This window comes from Streptomyces sp. DvalAA-43 (genome assembly GCF_900091725.1).
Classification (GTDB): Bacteria; Actinomycetota; Actinomycetes; order Streptomycetales; family Streptomycetaceae; genus Streptomyces; species Streptomyces pulveraceus.
In genome coordinates, this window is record NZ_FMBW01000094.1 from 217,994 (window position 1) to 236,344 (window position 18,351).

Here is an 18,351-nt window from a genome sequence, read left to right on the forward strand (position 1 = left end):
CCGCGTTCCCAGCCACGCCCGAGCCTTGCCCATCTGGCCGGATTTCGGTGGCTGACCTGTGCATATGCCACGTTCTCCGCCGGTACGGAACCCTCCCGCCGCGTCGGCGGGTGGGGTAGCGTCACGGCGCTGTGCGGAGCGCCACGAGGAGCAGGTCATTGCGCGAGTTCACTGTCCCACCCATGGCGGCCGCGCCCCTCGTGGGCGGGCTGGCCGACATCGTGTTCGACCATGCCGAGGAGGACCCGCACCGGGTCGCGCTCGGCCGCAAGGACGCGGGCGGAAACTGGCGGGATGTCACCGCCGCGGCCTTCCGCGACGAGGTGCTGGCGCTCGCCAAGGGGCTGATCGCCCATGGCGTCAGGTTCGGTGACCGGGTGGCCCTGATGGCGCGTACGCGCTACGAGTGGACGCTCTTCGACCTCGCGCTGTGGACGATCGGCGCCCAGTCCGTACCCGTCTACCCGACGTCCTCGGCCGAGCAGGTGCGGTGGATGCTGCACGACGCCGAGGTGTCCGCCGTCCTGGTCGAGCACGAGGACCACGCGATGACGATCGCCTCGGTGATCGACCGGCTGCCCGGACTCAAACGGCTCTGGCAGCTGGACGCCGGCGCGGTGGCCGAGCTGACCGACGCGGGGGCGGAGGTCGAGGACGAGGTGGTGCACCGCCACCGCCGCGCGGTGACGCCCGAGTCCGTGGCCACGGTCATCTACACCTCGGGAACGACGGGGCGTCCCAAGGGCTGTGTACTGACGCACGCCAACTTCATGTTCGAGACGGACACCATGGTCGCCCGCTGGAGGCCGGTCTTCCGCTCGCGGCCGGGTGACGAGGCGGCGACCCTGCTCTTCCTGCCACTGGCCCATGTCTTCGGCCGGATGGTCGAGGTCGCGGCGATCCGGGGCCGGGTGAAGCTGGGCCACCAGCCGGAGCTGTCGGCCAGGGCGCTGATGCCGGACCTGGTGACGTTCCGGCCGACGTTCATCCTCGCGGTTCCGTACATCTTCGAGAAGGTCTTCGACGCCTCCCGGCGCAAGGCGGAGGCGGAGGGCCGGATCGGGCCGTTCGACAAGGCCGTGGACATCGCGGTGAAGTACGCCGAGGCGCTGGAGGCGCGGGCCTTCGGGACCGGTCCGGGGCCGTCCGCCGGGCTGCGGATGCAGCACCAGTTCTTCGACAAGGTCGTGTACCGGAAGGTGCGCGAGGCGATGGGCGGCCGGATCCGGCACGCCATGTCCGGCGGTTCGGGGATGGAGCGGCGGCTCGGGCTGTTCTTCGAGGGCGCGGGCGTCACGGTGTACGAGGGGTACGGGCTGACCGAGTCGACCGCGGCGGCCACGGCCAACCCGCCGGAGCGCACCCGGTACGGCACGGTCGGGCTGCCGATCCCCGGGACGACCGTGCACATCGCCGAGGACGGTGAGGTGTGGGTGCACGGCGACCATGTGTTCACGGGTTACCTGGGCGCCCCGCAGGCCACCGAGGCGGTGCTGCGCGAGGGCTGGCTCGCCACCGGGGACCTGGGCTCGCTCGACGAGGACGGCTATCTGACGATCACCGGGCGGAAGAAGGAGATCCTGGTGACGTCGGGCGGCAAGAGCGTGTCGCCGGCCGGTCTGGAGGAGCGGGTGCGGGCGCATCCGCTGGTCGCCCAGTGCATCGTGGTCGGCAACGACCGGCCGTACATCGCGGCCCTGGTCACGGTCGACCAGGAGGCGGTGGAGCACTGGCTCGCGATGCAGGGGCGGACGCCGCTGAAGCCGGAGGAGCTGGTGCGCGACCGGGACCTGGAGCTGGAGGTCCGGCGGGCGGTGGTGGCCGCCAACACCGCGGTCTCGCAGGCCGAGTCGATCCGCACGTTCCGGATCCTGGCGCGTCCCTTCAGCGAGGAGCACGGGCTCCTCACTCCTTCGCTGAAGCTGAAGCGCCGGGCGATCGAGACGGCGTACGCGGCGGAGGTCGACGCGCTGTACCGCTGAGGCACCCCGGGTGCCCCCAGCGGTACAGCACCTGCCGCCGGTCTCAGGGCCTAGCTGATCGAGACCCGGAGCAGCTTGTCCGAGCCGTCGGGTTCGTTCCCCTTGTTGTCGCAGTTGGTGGTGGAGAGCCAGAGCTGGTCCTGGCCCGGCACCTTGGTGACCGTGCGCAGCCTGCCGTACGTACCGACGTAGTACGCGCTCGGTGTGCCGAGGTTCTCGGTGTCACCGGTGATCGGCACCCGCCACAGCCGTTCGCCCTTCAGGGCGGCCATGTAGATGACGTTGCGGACGATGGCGATCCCGCTGGGCGAGGCCTCGGAGATGTTCCAGGTCTTCTTCGGGTTCGTCATGCCGTCGGTGGTGCAGGTGCCCTCGCAGACGGGCCAGCCGTAGTTGTTGCCCGGCTTGATGAGGTTGAGCTCGTCCTTCTTGCTGTCGCCGAACTCCGCCTCCCACAGCCGGCCGTTGCGGTCGAAGGCGAGCCCCTGGGGGTTGCGGTGACCGTAGCTGTAGACGTAGTTGCCGAACGGGTTGCCGGGGGCGGCCTTGCCGTCCGTGGTCATCCGCAGGATCTTGCCGTTCAGCGAGTTCTTGTCCTGGGCGAGGTCGGGCGTCTGCGCCTCGCCGGTCGAGGCGTACAGATAGCCGTCCGGGCCGAACAGCAGCCGTCCGCCGTTGTGGTACCTGCTCTTCTTGATCCCCTGGAGCAGGACCTTGTAGCCGCTGAGCGAGCTGCCGTCGTAGGTCATGCGGGCGATGCGGTTGCCCTCGGACGCGGTGTGCATGACGTACACGTAGTGGTTGGTGGACCACTTCGGGTCGACTGCGACGCCGAGCAGACCGCCCTCGCCGTCGGTCGTGACGGCGTTGGGCACGGTCCCGACCTGGGTCCTGGTGCCGTCGGCGGTGGCCTTGAAGACCTTGAAGCTGTCCCGTTCGGTCACCAGGGCGCTCTTGCCGTCGGGCATCCAGTAGGTGCCCCAGGGGATGGACCAGCCGCCGGAGACGGTGGCGATGCCGGACGGCACTCCGCCGTCGGTGGCGCAGTCCGGGGTGGTGAAGGTGACCGTGTTGCTGGGCGGCGAGGCGTTGCCCGCCGCGTCCTTGGCGACGACGTCCAGGGTGTACGGGCTGGCGCAGGCGAGCCCGGTGAGCGTGGCCGTGGTGGCCGGCGGGGTGCCGGTCACGGTCTTGTAGACGGTGCTGCCGCTGCGTACCTCGTAGGCGGTGACGGCCTTGTCGTCCGTCGACGCCCCCCAGCTCAGCGCGACGCTGTTGGCGGTGAGGTCCGAGGTGGACAGGGTGCCGGGTGCCGAGGGTGCGGTGGTGTCGGAGCTGCGCAGGGTGGTGCAGTCCACGATCGGGCTGACCGACGACACATTGCCGGCCGCGTCACGCGCGAACACGGTGAGGTTGTAGGTGGTGTCGGGGGTGAGCCCGGTCAGCTTCTTCGTGGTGGCGGTGCCCGGTGCCTCGCCGGACTTGTTGCCGTGTTCGTAGATGTCGTACGCGGCGACACCCACGTTGTCCGTGGCGGCACCCCAGTTGAGAGTGAGGCTGTTCTCGGTGATCTCCGAACAGCTGGGCGAGGTGGGCGCGGTGGGTGCCTCGGTGTCCGAGGAGGTGACCGTGACGTCGAGGTAGTCGAGATTGGGCAGCCCGTTGGCCGTCGTGGACGTCAGCCGGATCTTGTTGCTGCCCGCCTTGACCGGGGTGGTCAGGGTGGAGGTGGCCCAGGTGTTCCAGTCGGTGGTGGCGTTGAAGGCGCGCGCGGCCGAGACCACCGTGCCGCCCACGGCGACATCGGCGGGCCGGGGGTCCGCCGTGCCGTTGGAGTAGCGGATGGCGATCTTGCCGGTGCCGGCGGAGGCCGCGGTGACGGTGAACTCCACATAGCTGCCGACGACGTTGTCGCCATTGACGAATCCGGTGCCCGAGTAGCCGGAGTGGTTGGACTCGGCGGCGCCCTTGACGATCGTCGCGGACTCCGCCTCGTACCGGGTGGCGGCCGCGGAGGCCGGCTGCGGGACCGCCTGCACCAGGGCGGTGCAGAGCAGCAGGGCCGTGAGGGCGGCCACTCTTCCCCGTGGCGTGGTGAGCGTCATGGTCTGCATCCGAACCTCCGTCACGGAACCCAGTAGTTGCCGGACGCGACGATCATCGACTGGAGCTGGACGCTTCCGCCGTAGTAGAGGTCCGGGTCGATCGAGGTGGTGGCGAGCTTGTTCCAGAGCGCGTCGAGCCAGGCCTGGGATCCGGAGTCGGTCAGCGCGGTCACGACGAACGGGGCGGTGAACGCCATGTCGTTGCCGCTGTCGAACGCCGAACCGTTCAGGTGGTAGCCGCTGACGATCTTGTTGGGGTTGCCGCCCGTCTTGGACTTGATCCAGGTGTTGAGCTTGCGGGCCGAGGCGAGCGAGGCGCTGTCCCCGCTGGTGACGGCGTCGGTGCCGATGCGCCACGGGTCGCGGCAGGCGTTCCAGGAGTAGTCGCCGTCGTTGGGGCCTTCGAGCACCTCGCCGGAGGCGGGCTTGGCCGTGCTGTTGGTGTTGACGACGAAGTCCGCCAGCAGCCCCGTGCCGGAGGCGTACTTGGACTGCTGGGAGGTGATCAGCTTCTGGTGCGCCGTGCGCACGGTGTCCCAGGTGCTGTCGCCGGTGGCGGTCCGGAAGGCGCGGAAGTGGTCGATCATCCAGTCCGAGGAACGGGTCATCCAGTAGTGGGACTCGCCGGAGTCCGACCAGTCGCCGAGCAGCATCAGGTGCGTGGTCGGGTTGACCTCGCTCTTCTTGATGGCGTTGATGTGTTTGACCGCGAGGTCCTTGTAGTTGTACGTGCCGGTGGAGCCCCACTGCTTGTCGGCGAGGAGCAGCCCGTAGGCCACGTCCAGGTCGCCGTCGGTCGCCGAGTCGGAGCCGTCGACGCTCTTGCAGGAGGCGTTCTGTTCGGCGGCGAGGAGGTTGGAGTTGTTCACCGAGGGGTGCGCGAGCACGTACTTGACCATGCCGTCGAAGGCGGTCTTCGCGTCCGGGTCGGCCCCCGCCATCGTGGCGGTGACGACCATTCCGTAGCCCTGGGCCTCGGCGACGTAGGGGTGGTCGGCGTCCGGCGAGATGACCTGGTACCAGCCGTTGCCGCAGTTCTTCTTGACGAACGCGGACTTCCAGGCGTTGTACGTCTTGATCACGGCCTGGTCGAGTGCCGACTGCGTGCCCGAGGGCTTCAGCGTCCCGGCGGCGTAGGGGAACGTGTGGCTGCCGAAGGGCACCGCGGGGCCGCTGTCCGCCGTGGCCGCGACCGCCCGGGGGGGCTGCGTGTGCTCCGCCGCGGTGGCCGGCACCGTGCCGAGCAGCGGCAGCAGCAGCCCGGCGGCGGCGAGCGCCGCCGTGCCGATGGTCACTGTCTTCGTGGTGGTACGCATGGGATCTCCTCAGCCCTTGTACTGGACGACGATCTTGGTGAATTCGTACGGGGACTGGGACACCCCGCTACAGGTGTCCCCGTCGCTTCCGGAGCCGCAGACCCGGTCCCGGTTGACGGACCAGAAGGCGTAGCGCGCGATGTGGTGCTGCTGCGCGTAGCCGAGGATCGTCCGGAAGTCCGTGGTGGTGACGGTCTCGTCCGCGTCGTCGGTCTTCCCGTTCATCGAGGAGACCCCGATGTGCCGGTAGGCGGCGTCGTCGGTGTACCCGTAGGCGCTCTTCACGGCGGACTTCAGGCCGTCGAGCGCGGTGACCGTGGCGGCGCCCATGGTGCCGGTGTGTCCGCCGAAGTCGAAGGGCATGACGACCCAGCCGTCGTTGTCGAGCCCCGCGGCCGCGCCCCGCTTGATGAGGTCCTTGCCGGTGGCGTCGGGACCGGTCGGGGTGGTTCCCATGGTCACGTACGTCACGAGGCCCGGGTTGGCCTTCCTGACGGTCTTCAGGGCGTCGACCACCCGTTGCCGCACGGTGGCCTTGGAGAACTCGGTGTCCTCGATGTCGATGTCCAGCGCCTTGAGGTGGTAGGCGTCGATCACCTTCTGGTAGGCCCCGGCCAGGGCGGCGGCGCTGGTGCACTTCTCGCCGAGCTTGTCGCCACTCCAGCCGCCCACCGAGACGACGATGTCGCCGCCGGCCGCCCGGATGGCGTCGATGGCGTCCTCGTCCGAGCCGCCGGTCAGCGGCCGGTCCCCGTCCCACTTCGGGTTGCAGCCGCCGTCCGAGAGAATGAACGCGAGCGTGAACCACTTCACGCCGGTGGCGGCCATCACCTCGGTCGGCTTCTGCGGCTTGCCCCAGCCGAGGTACTCGTACGGCGCCGCGACCATGGCACCGGGGCCCGCGGCGGTCGTCGTGCCGGCCGGGGAGTCGTACGCGTCGGTGGTCTCGTGCGGGTGCGTGGTGGCGTAGGCCTTCGGCAACTGGCCCAGCAGGGGCAGGAGCAGACAGCTGAGACCTGTGAGGACGGCCACCAGGCGGCGTGGGGGTGCGGCAGGGTGCACGGATGATCCCTTCCGGTTCTCGGTGTTAGGAAAGGTTCCTAACCGACACTGCATAGGATTCCCTGCGGAGCTTTCTGTCAATGCCCCGCGCGGGCCCAAATCTCAAGCGGTGGCCGCGGGTTGGGCGGAACGCGGGCAGCCCATCGGGGCGACGGGGCCATCGCCCCGCCGCCCGGCCGCGCACAGGCGTTCCGCCTCCCCTCCCTCAGACCAGTTGGTACCCGCGCATCCGGGTGAGCAGGAGATAGGTGTCCTGCAGCGACCCCGAAGTGTCGCCGAGCGAACGGTAGATGCCCCACTTGGGCCGGACCCGGTCGGCGAGGAAGGTGTCGACCCCGGACGCGGACTTGTCGATGACGGTGGTCGCCCCGTCCTTCAGGATCCAGCGGACCGAGCCCGATGCGCCGTCACCGATCGTGATCCGGAAGTCGGCGTCGATCCACTTGTCGTGCAGCGGGGCGAGGTCGGTGCGGCCGACGAGGACGTCGGCGACGGCCAGCTTGAGCTCGATGGTCTGTACGCCGTTCACCCGGCGCAGAGACTGGACGACGATCGGCGAGGTGCCGTTGCCGGGCTGCTTCATCTGCATGATGTGCGTGAAGCTGGTGGTCGCCTTCAGCGAGCCGGGGATGTACATGCGATAGGTGATCCGCCAGGTCTCGCCGGGCAGCCACTTGAGGTACGAACTGCCGCTGGTGCGCAGACCGGTCACCTCCTGGCGCTGACGGTCCGTCGAGGTGTCCCGGTCGACGGTGTGCATGGTGAACCGGAAGTTGTCGCCCTCGGTGCGGATGTGCGGCTGCCCCGCCGGATGGGAATCGGCCCGGTCGTCCTCGACGGTCTCGAAGGCGCCGAGTCCACCGCTGCTCGCCGAGGGCGACCAGCGTAATTTCCAGCTCGCGGCGTGCGCGGTGGCGGGGAGCCCGGCAGTGGCGGCGACGGCGCCGCCGATCGCCGCACCGAGCAGCGCCCGCCTGGAAGGGTTCGTCACGTCGACCTCGCTCGGAGTCGTTCGTTCATGATCGCGGAGTGGTGCGTTCACAAGGGTGACCGTTGTTCAGTGACGTGCTCCAGGGTTGCGTGTCGGCGGGACCCGGTCAATGCCCCGGACGGATGAGGCCGGATGAGGCCGGGTGACCGCTGGGGAACGTGGGGCGGCCCGGGAATGCTGGGCGGCCGGTGATCGTTGACCCCGTGAGTACCAACCGACGACGTAAGGATCGACCGCTCGTGAGCCAGGTCCCCTCCATCACTCTCAACAATGGCGTCGAGATGCCGCAGCTCGGTTTCGGTGTCTGGCAGGTGCCGGACGACGAGGCCGCGAAGGCGGTCGCCACCGCCATCGAGTCCGGGTACCGGAGCATCGACACCGCCGCGATCTACGAGAACGAGCAGGGCACCGGCCGGGCCATCGCCGCCTCCGGTGTCGCCCGCGAGGAGCTGTTCGTCACCACGAAGCTGTGGAATTCCGAGCAGGGCTACGACTCGACCCTGCGCGCCTTCGACGCCTCGCTCGACAAGCTGGGGCTCGACTACGTCGATCTGTATCTGATCCACTGGCCGGTGCCCGCCAAGGACGCGTACATCGACACGTACAAGGCCTTCGAGAAGATCCGGTCGGACGGCCGCGCCAAGGCCATCGGCGTCTCGAACTTCCTCCCCGAGCACCTGGAGCGGCTGCTCGGCGAGACCTCCGTGGTCCCGGCGGTCAACCAGATCGAGCTCCACCCGCAGCTCCAGCAGGCCGAGTCGCGCGCCTTCCACGCCAAGCACGGCATCGCGACCGAGGCCTGGTCGCCGCTGGGTCAGGGCAAGGGCCTGCTGGAGGTCCCGACGGTCGTCGCGATCGCCCGGAAGCACGACCGCACGGCCGCCCAGGTGGTGCTCCGCTGGCACCTCCAGACCGGCAATGTGGTGATCCCGAAGTCCGTGACGCCGTCCCGCATCGCGGAGAACCTCGATGTGTTCGGCTTCGAGCTGGACGCCGACGACCTGGCCGCGTTCGCCGCGCTGGACGAGGACAGGCGTCTCGGCCCGAACCCCGGCGAGTTCAACCTCGGCGCCTGATCCGTACGGCCGTGCCTCGGTACGCCCCACCGGCGTACCGAGGCCGAGACGCACGCCACGGACCGCGGCCCGGCTGCCGAGCTCCGGTCCGGCGCCCGGGGCGGCTCCCGCTGCGCGTACGTCAGTTGCGGGCCGGTGGCCGATCAGCCGTCGAGCCAGCGCTTGAGCTCTTCGGTGTGCTCGCCGAGCCGCGGCGGGCGCCGTTCGTAGCGCGGCGGGGTGCGGGACAGCCCGATGGGGTTGGCCACGAGCGTCATCGGGTCGTCCGGGTCCGCGTCGGCCGGGATGACCCGTGGCGACAGCCCCAGGCGCTCGGCGAACTCGAAGGCGCCGGCGAGGTCGTTGACCGGACCGCACGGCACCCCGAGCGGGGTGAGCAGCCCGAACCACTCGGCGGCGGTGCGCAGGGCGAGCCGCCCGGAGATCTCCTCGGCCAGCACATCGACATGGGCGACCCGGCCGGCGTTGTCGGCGAACCTCGGGTCGTCGGCGAGCCGGTCCGCGCCCAGACCGCGGCACAGGGCACGGAACTGCCGGTCGTTGCCGACGGCGACGACCAGCGGCCGGTCCGCCGCCCGGTAGACCTCGTACGGGGCGATGGACGGGTGGCGGTTGCCGAGAATGCCTGGCACCCGACCGGCCAGGGTGTATCCGCTCGCCTGGTTGACCAGGCTGGACAGCAGCGAGGACAGCAGGCTGACCTCGACGTGCTGGCCCTCGCCGGTGGCGTCGCGGTGGCGCAGCGCCGCCATGACCCCCACGGCGGCGTGCAGACCGGTGAGCACGTCCACCAGTGCCACGCCCGTCTTGACGGGCCGCCCCGGCGCGGGTCCGGTGATGCTCATCAGCCCGCCGACCGCCTGGAGCAGCAGGTCGTAGCCGGGCAGCGCGGCGCCTTCGCCGGACCCGAATCCGGTCACCGAGCAGTAGACGATGCCGGGGTTGAGCTCCTGGGCCCGCGCGTAGGAGAGTCCGTGCTTCTCCATCGTGCCGGGGCGGAAGTTCTCGACCAGCACATCGGCGCGGCGCACCAGTTCATGGGCGTCGCGGCGCCCTTCCGGCGTGCCGAGATCGAGGGCGAGGGACCGTTTGTTGCGGTTCACGGAGAGGTAGTACGTCGACTCCCCGTGGGCGTGGGGCGGTCCCCAGGCCCGGGTGTCGTCGCCGGAACCGGGGCGTTCCACCTTGATGACGTCGGCGCCGAGATCCGCGAGGAGCATCGTGGCGTACGGGGCGGCCAGCACCCGGCCGAAGTCGGCGACCACGACGCCGGACAGGGGGCCGGGCACGGGGGCGTTCACCGCGTCACCGTCCGCGGTCCGTGCGGGCGACGGGGAAGCCGAGCGGGGTGACCGGAACGGCAGGGGCGGGTGGGGTGTGCTGCATGGGCCCTCCTCTCGAACGCGTCGCCGCGCGAGGCGGCTCGTCGCGCGCCGGGCCGCAGATGGCCGGGGCGCGGAGCCTCATCCTGGGCGTGCCGCACACTCCATCACAGTGGACAGGATGTCCTGACGAAGCCTCCTCACCACTCCGATCCGTCGATCGGCGGTGTGCCGGGGCGCGCCGTCAGTCCCGTCGCCCCAGGTGCACGGTACGTGCCGAGAGCAGGAAGACATCGGGGCGGCGGCGCAGCCCGGCCGGGTCGTCGGGGTCGAGCAGCCGGTCGAGTACGGCGATGTCCTCGGCCGTGAGCTCCTCCTCGAACATCTGCCGCCGACGGGCGAACTCGGTGATGACATGGTCCCGGGCCGCGTCGGCGAGCGGCGCCGGAAGGTCGAGCAGGAAGCTGCGGGTGCCCTGCGGGGCCAGGCCCACGGCGGTGAAGAGGGCACTCCAGTCCTCGGTCTCGCGCTTGGTGCCGGGCAGCGCCGCCCGCATCTCCTCGAAGCGGTCCACGTTGATCGCTTCGAGCCGGGCCTCCAGACCGGGCCGCCCGATGCCGATGTCGCGCGGGAGCCGACGGGGCTGCAGTCCGCCTTCGGCCAGGGCCACGGTCCCGCCGGGGCGCAGCAGTGCGGCGAACCCGGCCAGGACGGAGCGCTGGTCGCCCATGTGGTGCAGGGCGTTGCCCGCCCAGATCAGGTCCGCCTCCCCCAGTCCGTCGAGGCCGTCGGGGATGTCGGCCCGGTGGGTGCGGACCCGGTCGCCGAGGCCGAGGCGTTCCGCGTGGTCCCGGGTGCGTTCCAGGAGCGCCGGGGTGCCGTCGACGGCGACGACCTCCGCCTCGGGGAACACCTCGGCGAGCAGACAGGTGACCACGCCCGGCCCACTGCCGACGTCGAGCACCCGGCGCACCTTCGGGGCCGTGGGGAGCCCGGCGATCCAGCGGGCCGCCGCCTCGTACTGCGGGCGGCTGACCTCGGCCTCCTGCTCCAGCATCGGCCCCATCACATCCCAGTCGATGTCACCGGCTTCCTGGTGGTGACCATGGGCGGTGTGCCGGTGACCCTCGTGGGCCTGGTCCGGGCGGTGGCTGTGAGCGGTGTTGTGATGGGGACCGTGTCCGGTGTGCTGACTCATGGAGACAGCCTCGCCGCGAATCGAATCCCTGGCAAGTCTTGTTGCTGGTTCGGCAAGTCGCCACTTCCGGCCGACGCCTCTCCGCCCGGCACCCGTCCGACATCTGCGCGGCATCCGTCCGACATCCGTCCGACTCCCGGGCGCGTCTCACCCAATGGACACCCGCATATTGCCGGTACGCCGCCGGGCCCATAACTTGCGTTTATGGACCTGGAGTTGCGCCATCTGCGAACCGTACGTGCCATCGCCGACACCGGGAGCCTGACCAAGGCGGCCGCCGCCCTCGGGCTGGCCCAGCCCGCGCTGAGCGCGCAGTTGCGGAGGATCGAGAAGGCGCTCGGCGGCCCGCTCTTCGACCGCGACCACACCGGCGCCCGGCCCACGCTCCTCGGTGAGCTGGTGCTCGAACGGGCCCGGGTGGTGCTGCCCGCCGTGAGCGAACTCCAGCAGGAGGCGGTGCGGTTCGCCAACGCCTGGGGAACGATGGAGCGCTTCCGGCTGGGCGGTACGCACGGCCCGCTGCTCGGCGGCCTGGTCGACCGCCTGGTCACCGCGCATCCGACCGCGCCCGTGTCGACGTACACCGCGTGGTCGGTCACCGAGATCGCCTCCCAACTCGTGGATGGGCGACTCGACTTCGCCCTCATCGGGACCTGTGGGGAGAGCCCGCCGCCCGCGCACGACCGGCTGACCTGGCAGGTGATCGGCGTCGATCCGGTCTTCGTGATGCTGCCGGACTCCCACCCCCTCGCCGGTGAACAGGAACTCGACCTCGCCGCACTGGCGGACGAGTGCTGGGCGGACGTGCCGGGCGACGGCTGTTTCGCCGACTGCTTCGTCGGCGCCTGCGCGCGGGCCGGATTCAGCCCGGTCTCGGTATACGAGACGGACACGGCCTCCGTCGTGCATCTGGTCCAGGTGGGGCGGGCGGTCGGACTGTGCCGGGCGACGTTTCCGCCGACCCCGGGCGTGGTGACGCGCCCGATCGCCGGCTCCCCGCTGGGCTGGCGCCATCTGCTGGGCTGGCACCCCCGTTCGGCGGCGGCGGGCGCGGCGGCCGGCGCGGTGAGCGGGCACACCCGGGCGGCGTACGCGGAGGCCGTGCAGCGCAGCGAGAGCTATACGCGCTGGCTCGCCGCGCATCCACGGTTCGGCGCGGCGATGTGACACATCACCGCGCCCGCGTCGTCCGGTGCGGCACGGCCGTGCGGCGTGCCGGGCGACCATGCCGTGCGCCGAAGCGGCTACCGCACTCCGTGCCCCGGGGCGATCGCCGCCACCCGTGCGGCCAGGTTCAGATCGTTCTCGGTGACCGCACCGCCCGCGTCGTGCGTGTTCACGGACAGGGAGACGGTGTTGTAGCCGAGGGTGAGATCGGAGTGGTGGTTCAGTTCGTCCTGGATCGCGGCGACATGAACGGTCAGTCCGAGGGCGGCGAAGTGGGTGTGGAGCCGGTAGGTGCAGGTGATCCGGTCCCCCTCCAGCGACCAGCCGGGCAGCTCGCCCAGCCGGTCCTCGATCTCTTTCCGCGACAGCGGTACGGCGGGCATACGGCGACTCCCTCATCGGCGATCGGTGCCGGTCGGCGGTGCCGGTGACGTTACGGTCTGGGTATGACAACTGTCGCGCTTGACACGGGGGTAGGACCGCTGCTGCGCAGCTGGCGGGAGCAGCGCCGGATCAGCCAGCTGGAGCTGGCGCTCCGTGCCGATTCCTCGGCCCGGCACATCTCCTTCATCGAGACGGGCCGCTCCCGCCCCAGCGAGGAGATGATCCTGCGCCTGGCCGAGCATCTGGAGGTACCGGTCAGGGAACGCAACGCCCTCCTGCTCGTCGCGGGTTACGCGCCCCGCTACGCACAGACCTCGCTCGACGACCCCGCGCTGGACGCGCTCCGCGAAGGGATGGAGCGGCTGCTCCAGGCGTACGACCCGTATCCGGCGCTCGTCGTCGACGGTACGTACCACGTGGTGGCGGCCAATCGGGGCATGGCGATGCTGCTGGAGGGGGTGGCCGAGCACCTGCTCGTACCGCCGCTGAACGCCATGCGGATCACCCTGCACCCGGAGGGTCTCGCCCCGCGCATCCGCAATCTGCGGGCCTGGCGGGCCGATCTGCTGGACCAGATGGAGCGCCAGATCGCGCTGGCCCGTTCGGCGGAGCTGCGTGAGCTGTACGAGGAGGTCGCGGGCTATCCCGTACCGGAGGACACCGGCCCCGGGCCCGTTCCTTCCCTGCCCTTCGCGCTGCCCCTGCTCATCGAGCACGACGGGCGGGTGCTCTCCTTCGTCTGCTCCATCGCGACGTTCAACACACCGATGGATGTGACGGTGGCCGAGCTGGCGATCGAGACGTTCCTGCCCGCCGACCGGGCCACCGCCGACCATCTGCGGTCCCTCGCTTCCTGACCGCCCTGCGCAGGACCGGGTGCCGGGTTACCGGCTACGGGTTCGGGGGCCGTTGTACTGCTCTTCGGCGACCTTCTCCAGCCAGGTGGTCTCGGGCCGGTCGTCGTCCGGAGCGGTGCCGTCCCACAGGGCGAGGTGCTGCATGAAGCGATCCTCGGTGGCGCCGTGCCAGTGTTCCTCGCCGGGCGGGCAGGTGACGGTCTCACCGGGGTGGGCCTCGTACACGGTGCCGTCGCGGGTGCCGATCAGCGCGATCCCGGCGACGACGTGCAGGGTCTGCCCGACGGCGTGGTGGTGCCAGGCGGTGCGGGCGCCGGGGGCGAACCGCACCATGTTGGCGCGCAGCCGGGATGGCTCCTGGCCTGCGTGGATGACGTCGAACCAGACGTCACCGTCGAACCAGTCCTCGGGGCCCTTGCCGGTGGGCCGGGGCTCGACGAACTCCATGGTTCCTCCTCGTGCGGGTGTGGGGGTGGGTTCGGGTGCGATGTCCGCGATGTGTCCGGCCGGGGTCAGGCGGCGTCGCTGTGGGCGAGGTCCGAGCCCAGGGCGCGGGAGGCTCCGGCCTGTTCGGTGATCTCCTTGCCCTTGGCCTCGGCGGTGGGGATGGCGTCGTCGCCGGCGACGAACCTCAGCGGCGGCTCGTCCAGGTCGATCACCTTCAGCAGGGCGTCGGCGAGCTTGACCGGGTCGCCGGCCTGCTGCCCGTTCATCGACTGCCACATCGCCCGGGTGGCCTGCGTCCGTTCGGCGTAGTCGTCGATGGACAGCTCCGCCCAGCTGGTGGAGGTGTCCACGAGCAGCTCGGTACGGAAGAAGCCGGGCTCGACGATCGTGGTGCGGATGCCGTACGGCTCGATGTCGAAGCGCAGGGACTCCATCCAGCCCTCGACACCGAACTTGGACGCCGCGTAGGCGACGCAGAACTCCTGGCCCACCAGACCGGCGATCGAGGAGATCGTGACGATGTGACCGGCGCGCTGCCCGCGCATGACCGGGAGCACGGCGCGGGTGACGTTCATCGGGCCGAACAGGTTCGTCTCGATCTGGGCCCGCATCTGGGCGTCGGAGATCTCCTCGAAGTAGCCGGCCTGGAAACGGGCGGCGTTGTTGATCAGCACGTCGATCCGGCCGAACGCGGCCACGGCGGCCTCGACGGTCGAGCGGGCTGCCTCCGGGCTGGTGATGTCCAGGGCGGTGACCAGCAGGTTCGCCTGTTCGCCGCCGAGCGCGTCGAGGACGTCGTCGGGACGGCGGCCGGTGGCGACGACCCGGTGACCGGCCGCCAGGGCGCGACGGGCGATGTCGGTGCCCAGACCTCGGCCGGCACCGGTGATGAGAATGACCTTGCTCATGGAACGGGAGCACTCCTTCGTACGGGGGGCGGTGACGGTGACCGGGCCGCAATCGCGGAACAGCCTTCCGGGACAGCCCTCTGGGGCGGCCTCTCCGCCTTTCGGCACCGCACCATCGACTCTCACACCGGCCGCGCATCAGGAAAAGGGGACGGTTTGTTCGTAGGAGGAATTCTTCATGGGAAGAAACTCTCCCCCCTTCGTAGGGGTCCGGCGATGCGAGACTGGGGCCATGAGTCCCGACCCGCATCTCAACGAGCTGGGAGAGTTCCTCAAGGCCCGCCGGGCCGAGCTCACCCCCCGCACCGTCGGACTGCCCGATCCCCCGCGGCCCCGCCGTGTCGTCGGCCTGCGCCGTGAGGAGGTCGCCCAGCTCGCCGCGATCTCCACCGACTACTACACACGGCTGGAACAGGGTCGCCTCCAGGCATCCGCACCCGTGCTCAACGGTCTCGCCCGCGCCCTGCTCCTTGACGACGACCAGCGCAATTACCTCTTCGGGCTGGCCGGCAAGGAGACCCCCCGTCCCCGGCGCCGCGCACGCCAGAAGGTCCAGCCACAGCTCCAGCGCCTCCTGGGCGACCTCTCCGCGACGCCCGCCGTCGTCCTCGGGCGGCGGATGGACATCATCGCCTGGAACCCGCTGGCCGCCGCTCTCGTCACGGATTTCGCCCGGATCCCCGAGAAGCAACGGAATTACCTCCGTATTCTCTTCACCGACCCGGCGATGCGAACTCTGTACGCCGACTGGGAGAAAGTCGCCCGCACGGCCGTCGCGCAGTTCCGCATGGAGGCCGCCAAATACCCCGACGACCCCCGGCTCACCGCACTGGTGGGAGAGCTTTCCGTCCAGGACGCGGATTTCCGCCAGTGGTGGGCCGCTCATCATGTCGCCGCCCTCGCGATCGGTTCCAAGGCCCTTCACCACCCCGTTGTCGGCGAGCTGTCCCTCGACTGGGACACCCTCACCGCCAGCACCGACCCCGATCAGCAGCTCGTCATCTGGACCGCCGCGGTGGGCACCCCCACCCATGACCGGCTGCGCATCCTCGCCTCCTGGGCCGCCGACCAGCACCTCGCCGGCGCTCCTTCGGAGTGAGGCGGGCCGCCCCGGACCGTACCCGTGACGAAGCCGTGGCCGAGCGGGGGCCAACGGACTTCGAGCACCGAACCGGTCCGGGGCAGGGCCCTGGACGCGTGCCCCATCAAGGCCCTAGACGCGTGCCCCGTTGTCGAGCGGATCCCGGCGTGCCGCCTTCGTGCCGGACCGGCGTCCCGGTGACCGCTTGCGGGCGGGCGGCGGGGCCTTGCTGCTGCGCTCCAGGACGAGCGCGGCCGGCACGGCGGTCAGCACCGAGGAGTACGTGCCGACGCAGATGCCGATCAGCAGGGCGAGGGCGAAGTCCGCGAGGGAGTCACCGCCCAGCACGGCGAGCGCCACAAGAATGAAGAGCGCGCCCATTCCGGTGTTGACCGTGCGCGGGACGGTCTGCACGACGGCCCGGTCGGCGATCGTGGCCAGCGGTACGCGACGGGCCTTCGCCCAGAGCTCCCGCACCCGGTCGAAGACCACCACCGAGTCGTTGACGGAGTATCCGATGACGGTGAGGAGCGCGGCCAGGAAGATGCCGTCGACGGTACGTCCGAGCCAGGCGAAGGCGCCGGTCAGGATGATCACGTCATGGACCAGCGCCCCGACCGAGGCCAGGGCGAACGTCCAGCGGAACCGGACCGCGAGATAGGCCAGTTGCACGAGCACGGCGATGCCGAGCGCGATCAGGGCGTTGCGCCGCAGTTCGTCGCCGAGGCTGGGGCCGATCAGCTCGTCCCGGACCTTGGTGGTCGTGCCGCCCTCCTTCGCGAGGGCGGCGCGCAGCGCGTGTTCGCCCTCGTTGTCGAGTTCGCCGGTCCGCACGGAGAGGTCGCCCGCACCGGCCGTGGTGACCTCGGCGTCACCGAAGCCCGCGCCGGCCAGGGCGGTACGGGCCCGCTCCACGTCGACCGGACGGCTCGTGGAGTACTCGACGAGCCGTCCGCCGGTGAACTCGACGCCCAGGTTCACCCCGCGCACGACGATGCCGAGGACGGCGACGGCCACCAGCGCGGCGGAGATCAGCAGCCAGCGGCGCGGCGACCGCATCAGCCGGGGCTCGCGCCGGACCAGCCAGGTGCGGACCCGGCCGGGGAAGGCGATGCCGTTGACGCCCCGGTAGTCGCTGACGAACCGGGAGCCGGCGGCCGTCTCGGTGAGGGCGCGGGCGATGACGAGCGCGGAGAACATGGAGGCGAGCACACCGATGGCGAGCGTGACACCGAAGCCCTTCACCGGCCCGGAGCCGAGGAAGAAGAGCAGCCCGGCCGCGATCAGCGTGGTCACGTTGGAGTCGGCGACGGCGCTCCAGGCGCCCCGGAATCCGGCGGTCAGCGAGGAGCGCAGGGAGCGGCCCGGATGCTGTGCGTGCTCCTCCCTGGCGCGTTCGAAGACCAGCACGTTGGCGTCGACCGCCATCCCGATGGCGAGGACGAATCCGGCGAGGCCGGGCAGGGTGAGGGTGACACCGAGGGCCACCAGGGCCGCGTAGGAGATCAGTCCGTAGGCGGCGAGCGCGACGGCGGCGAGTGCGCCGAAGAGCCGGTAGACGACGGTGATGAAGAGTGCGGTGGCCGCAGCGCCGATCAGGGCGGCGCGGGCGCTGGCGTCGATGGCGGCGGCGCCGAGCGTCGGCCCCACGGTCCGCTGCTCGACGATCTCGACGGGCAGCGGCAGGGCGCCGCCCTTGATCAGCAGGGCCAGTTCGCGGGCCTCGTCCGCACCGAAGGAACCGGTGATCTGGGTGGAGCCGGAGGGCAGGCCGGCTTCGCAACCGACCGATGGGGCGACCTGCGGCGAGGAGATGATCTGGTCGTCGAGGACGATGGCGACGCGGCGCCGGTCGTCCTGCACCGGGTGGCAGGCGGCTTCACCGGTCAGCCGGGTCCAGTCCCGGCCGGCCTCCTTGTGGAAGTCGAGGGAGACCGTCCAGCCGGCGCCCTGCTGGGCGTCGAACACGGCGGTGGCGTCCTTGACACCCGCGCCGGAGAGCCGGGCCGGGCCGAGTTCGAGGGCGCGTCCCTGTTCGTCGGGGAGGGTCGGCCCCGCGTCGGCCCTGTCGTCCTTCCCGCTCCCCGGGCCCTGGACCGCGTGGAAGCTGAGCTGGGCGGTTCTGCCGATGACTTCGGCGGCCTTGCGCGGGTCCTGGACGTCCGGGAGTTCGACGATGATTCGGTCCTCGCCGGAGCGGGTCAGAGTGGGTTCGGCGACGCCGAGCGAGTCGATGCGCTGGCGCAGCACTTCGAGCGTGCGCTCGGTGCTCTCCCGGTCCGCCTTCGCGGTCTCCGAGTCCTTGGCCTGGAGCACCATTCTGGTGCCGCCCTGAAGGTCGAGGCCGAGTCTGGGCGACATGGTCAGTGTGATGAGCACGGAGACGAGCAGCACGGCGGCAGCCAGCACCGCTCGCACCGTGGTGGCGCGAGTCATGGGTTTCCTCCGAGGGAGC

Annotated in this window: 15 protein-coding genes; 5 read left to right on the plus strand and 10 right to left on the minus strand. The window is 70.7% G+C overall.

Features of this window, described 5'->3' with window-relative positions:
- Positions 1-182: 182 nt before the first annotated feature.
- On the plus strand, positions 183-1,982 hold the full coding sequence (locus tag GA0115234_RS39440) for an AMP-dependent synthetase/ligase (protein WP_093551427.1): 1,800 nt from the start codon (positions 183-185) through the stop codon (positions 1,980-1,982).
- 50 nt (positions 1,983-2,032) lie between these two features.
- On the opposite strand, the gene GA0115234_RS39445 is transcribed toward GA0115234_RS39440, so the two are convergent.
- The 4 genes from GA0115234_RS39445 to GA0115234_RS39460 form a co-directional block, all read right to left on the minus strand.
- Entirely contained in the window at positions 2,033-4,096 is a 2,064-nt protein-coding gene (locus GA0115234_RS39445; protein WP_237542109.1) for a PQQ-dependent sugar dehydrogenase, read from the minus strand.
- 11 nt (positions 4,097-4,107) lie between these two features.
- The gene (locus GA0115234_RS39450; RefSeq protein ID WP_093551429.1) at positions 4,108-5,403 is read right to left on the minus strand and encodes a glycosyl hydrolase family 8; all 1,296 of its coding nucleotides are present in this window, start codon (positions 5,401-5,403) and stop codon (positions 4,108-4,110) included.
- 9 nt (positions 5,404-5,412) lie between these two features.
- A complete protein-coding gene (locus GA0115234_RS39455; RefSeq protein WP_093551431.1) occupies positions 5,413-6,465 on the minus strand; it encodes a chitinase in 1,053 nt (350 codons plus the stop codon).
- 205 nt (positions 6,466-6,670) lie between these two features.
- Positions 6,671-7,456 (minus strand): Tat pathway signal sequence domain protein, encoded by a 786-nt coding sequence (locus GA0115234_RS39460; RefSeq protein ID WP_093551433.1) that lies wholly within the window; start codon positions 7,454-7,456, stop codon positions 6,671-6,673.
- A gap of 239 nt (positions 7,457-7,695) precedes the next feature.
- Here GA0115234_RS39460 and GA0115234_RS39465 point away from each other — a divergent pair, with 239 nt between their 5' ends.
- On the plus strand, positions 7,696-8,532 hold the full coding sequence (locus GA0115234_RS39465; RefSeq protein WP_093551435.1) for an aldo/keto reductase: 837 nt from the start codon (positions 7,696-7,698) through the stop codon (positions 8,530-8,532).
- 143 nt (positions 8,533-8,675) lie between these two features.
- Here GA0115234_RS39465 and GA0115234_RS39470 read toward each other — a convergent pair whose 3' ends face one another.
- Together GA0115234_RS39470 and GA0115234_RS39475 are read right to left on the minus strand one after the other, a co-directional pair.
- Positions 8,676-9,833: a CaiB/BaiF CoA transferase family protein gene (locus tag GA0115234_RS39470; protein ID WP_218107204.1), complete on the minus strand. Its 1,158-nt coding sequence runs from the start codon at positions 9,831-9,833 to the stop codon at positions 8,676-8,678.
- 265 nt (positions 9,834-10,098) lie between these two features.
- Positions 10,099-11,052 (minus strand): class I SAM-dependent methyltransferase, encoded by a 954-nt coding sequence (locus GA0115234_RS39475; protein ID WP_093551437.1) that lies wholly within the window; start codon positions 11,050-11,052, stop codon positions 10,099-10,101.
- A gap of 204 nt (positions 11,053-11,256) precedes the next feature.
- On the opposite strand from GA0115234_RS39475, the gene GA0115234_RS39480 reads away from it, so the two are divergent.
- A complete protein-coding gene (locus tag GA0115234_RS39480) occupies positions 11,257-12,219 on the plus strand; it encodes a LysR family transcriptional regulator (RefSeq protein WP_093551439.1) in 963 nt (320 codons plus the stop codon).
- Positions 12,220-12,296: 77 nt separating this feature from the next.
- Here the strand turns inward: GA0115234_RS39480 and GA0115234_RS39485 are convergent, their stop codons facing one another.
- Positions 12,297-12,602: a 4a-hydroxytetrahydrobiopterin dehydratase gene (locus tag GA0115234_RS39485; protein WP_093551441.1), complete on the minus strand. Its 306-nt coding sequence runs from the start codon at positions 12,600-12,602 to the stop codon at positions 12,297-12,299.
- Positions 12,603-12,665: 63 nt separating this feature from the next.
- On the opposite strand from GA0115234_RS39485, the gene GA0115234_RS39490 reads away from it, so the two are divergent.
- Positions 12,666-13,460: a helix-turn-helix domain-containing protein gene (locus GA0115234_RS39490; RefSeq protein WP_093551443.1), complete on the plus strand. Its 795-nt coding sequence runs from the start codon at positions 12,666-12,668 to the stop codon at positions 13,458-13,460.
- 27 nt (positions 13,461-13,487) lie between these two features.
- On the opposite strand, the gene GA0115234_RS39495 is transcribed toward GA0115234_RS39490, so the two are convergent.
- Together GA0115234_RS39495 and GA0115234_RS39500 are read right to left on the minus strand one after the other, a co-directional pair.
- Positions 13,488-13,907 (minus strand): (R)-mandelonitrile lyase, encoded by a 420-nt coding sequence (locus tag GA0115234_RS39495; protein WP_093551445.1) that lies wholly within the window; start codon positions 13,905-13,907, stop codon positions 13,488-13,490.
- 65 nt (positions 13,908-13,972) lie between these two features.
- Positions 13,973-14,815, minus strand: a complete 843-nt coding sequence (locus tag GA0115234_RS39500; protein ID WP_093551447.1) for an SDR family oxidoreductase — start codon at positions 14,813-14,815, stop codon at positions 13,973-13,975.
- A gap of 232 nt (positions 14,816-15,047) precedes the next feature.
- On the opposite strand from GA0115234_RS39500, the gene GA0115234_RS39505 reads away from it, so the two are divergent.
- Complete coding sequence (locus GA0115234_RS39505) at positions 15,048-15,914, plus strand: helix-turn-helix domain-containing protein (protein ID WP_093551449.1); 867 nt, start codon at positions 15,048-15,050, stop codon at positions 15,912-15,914.
- 114 nt (positions 15,915-16,028) lie between these two features.
- Here the strand turns inward: GA0115234_RS39505 and secD are convergent, their stop codons facing one another.
- Positions 16,029-18,332 carry a protein translocase subunit SecD gene (gene secD, locus GA0115234_RS39510; RefSeq protein WP_093551451.1) on the minus strand — a complete coding sequence of 768 codons (2,304 nt, stop codon included), beginning with the start codon at positions 18,330-18,332 and terminating at the stop codon, positions 16,029-16,031.
- Positions 18,333-18,351: the final 19 nt, after the last annotated feature.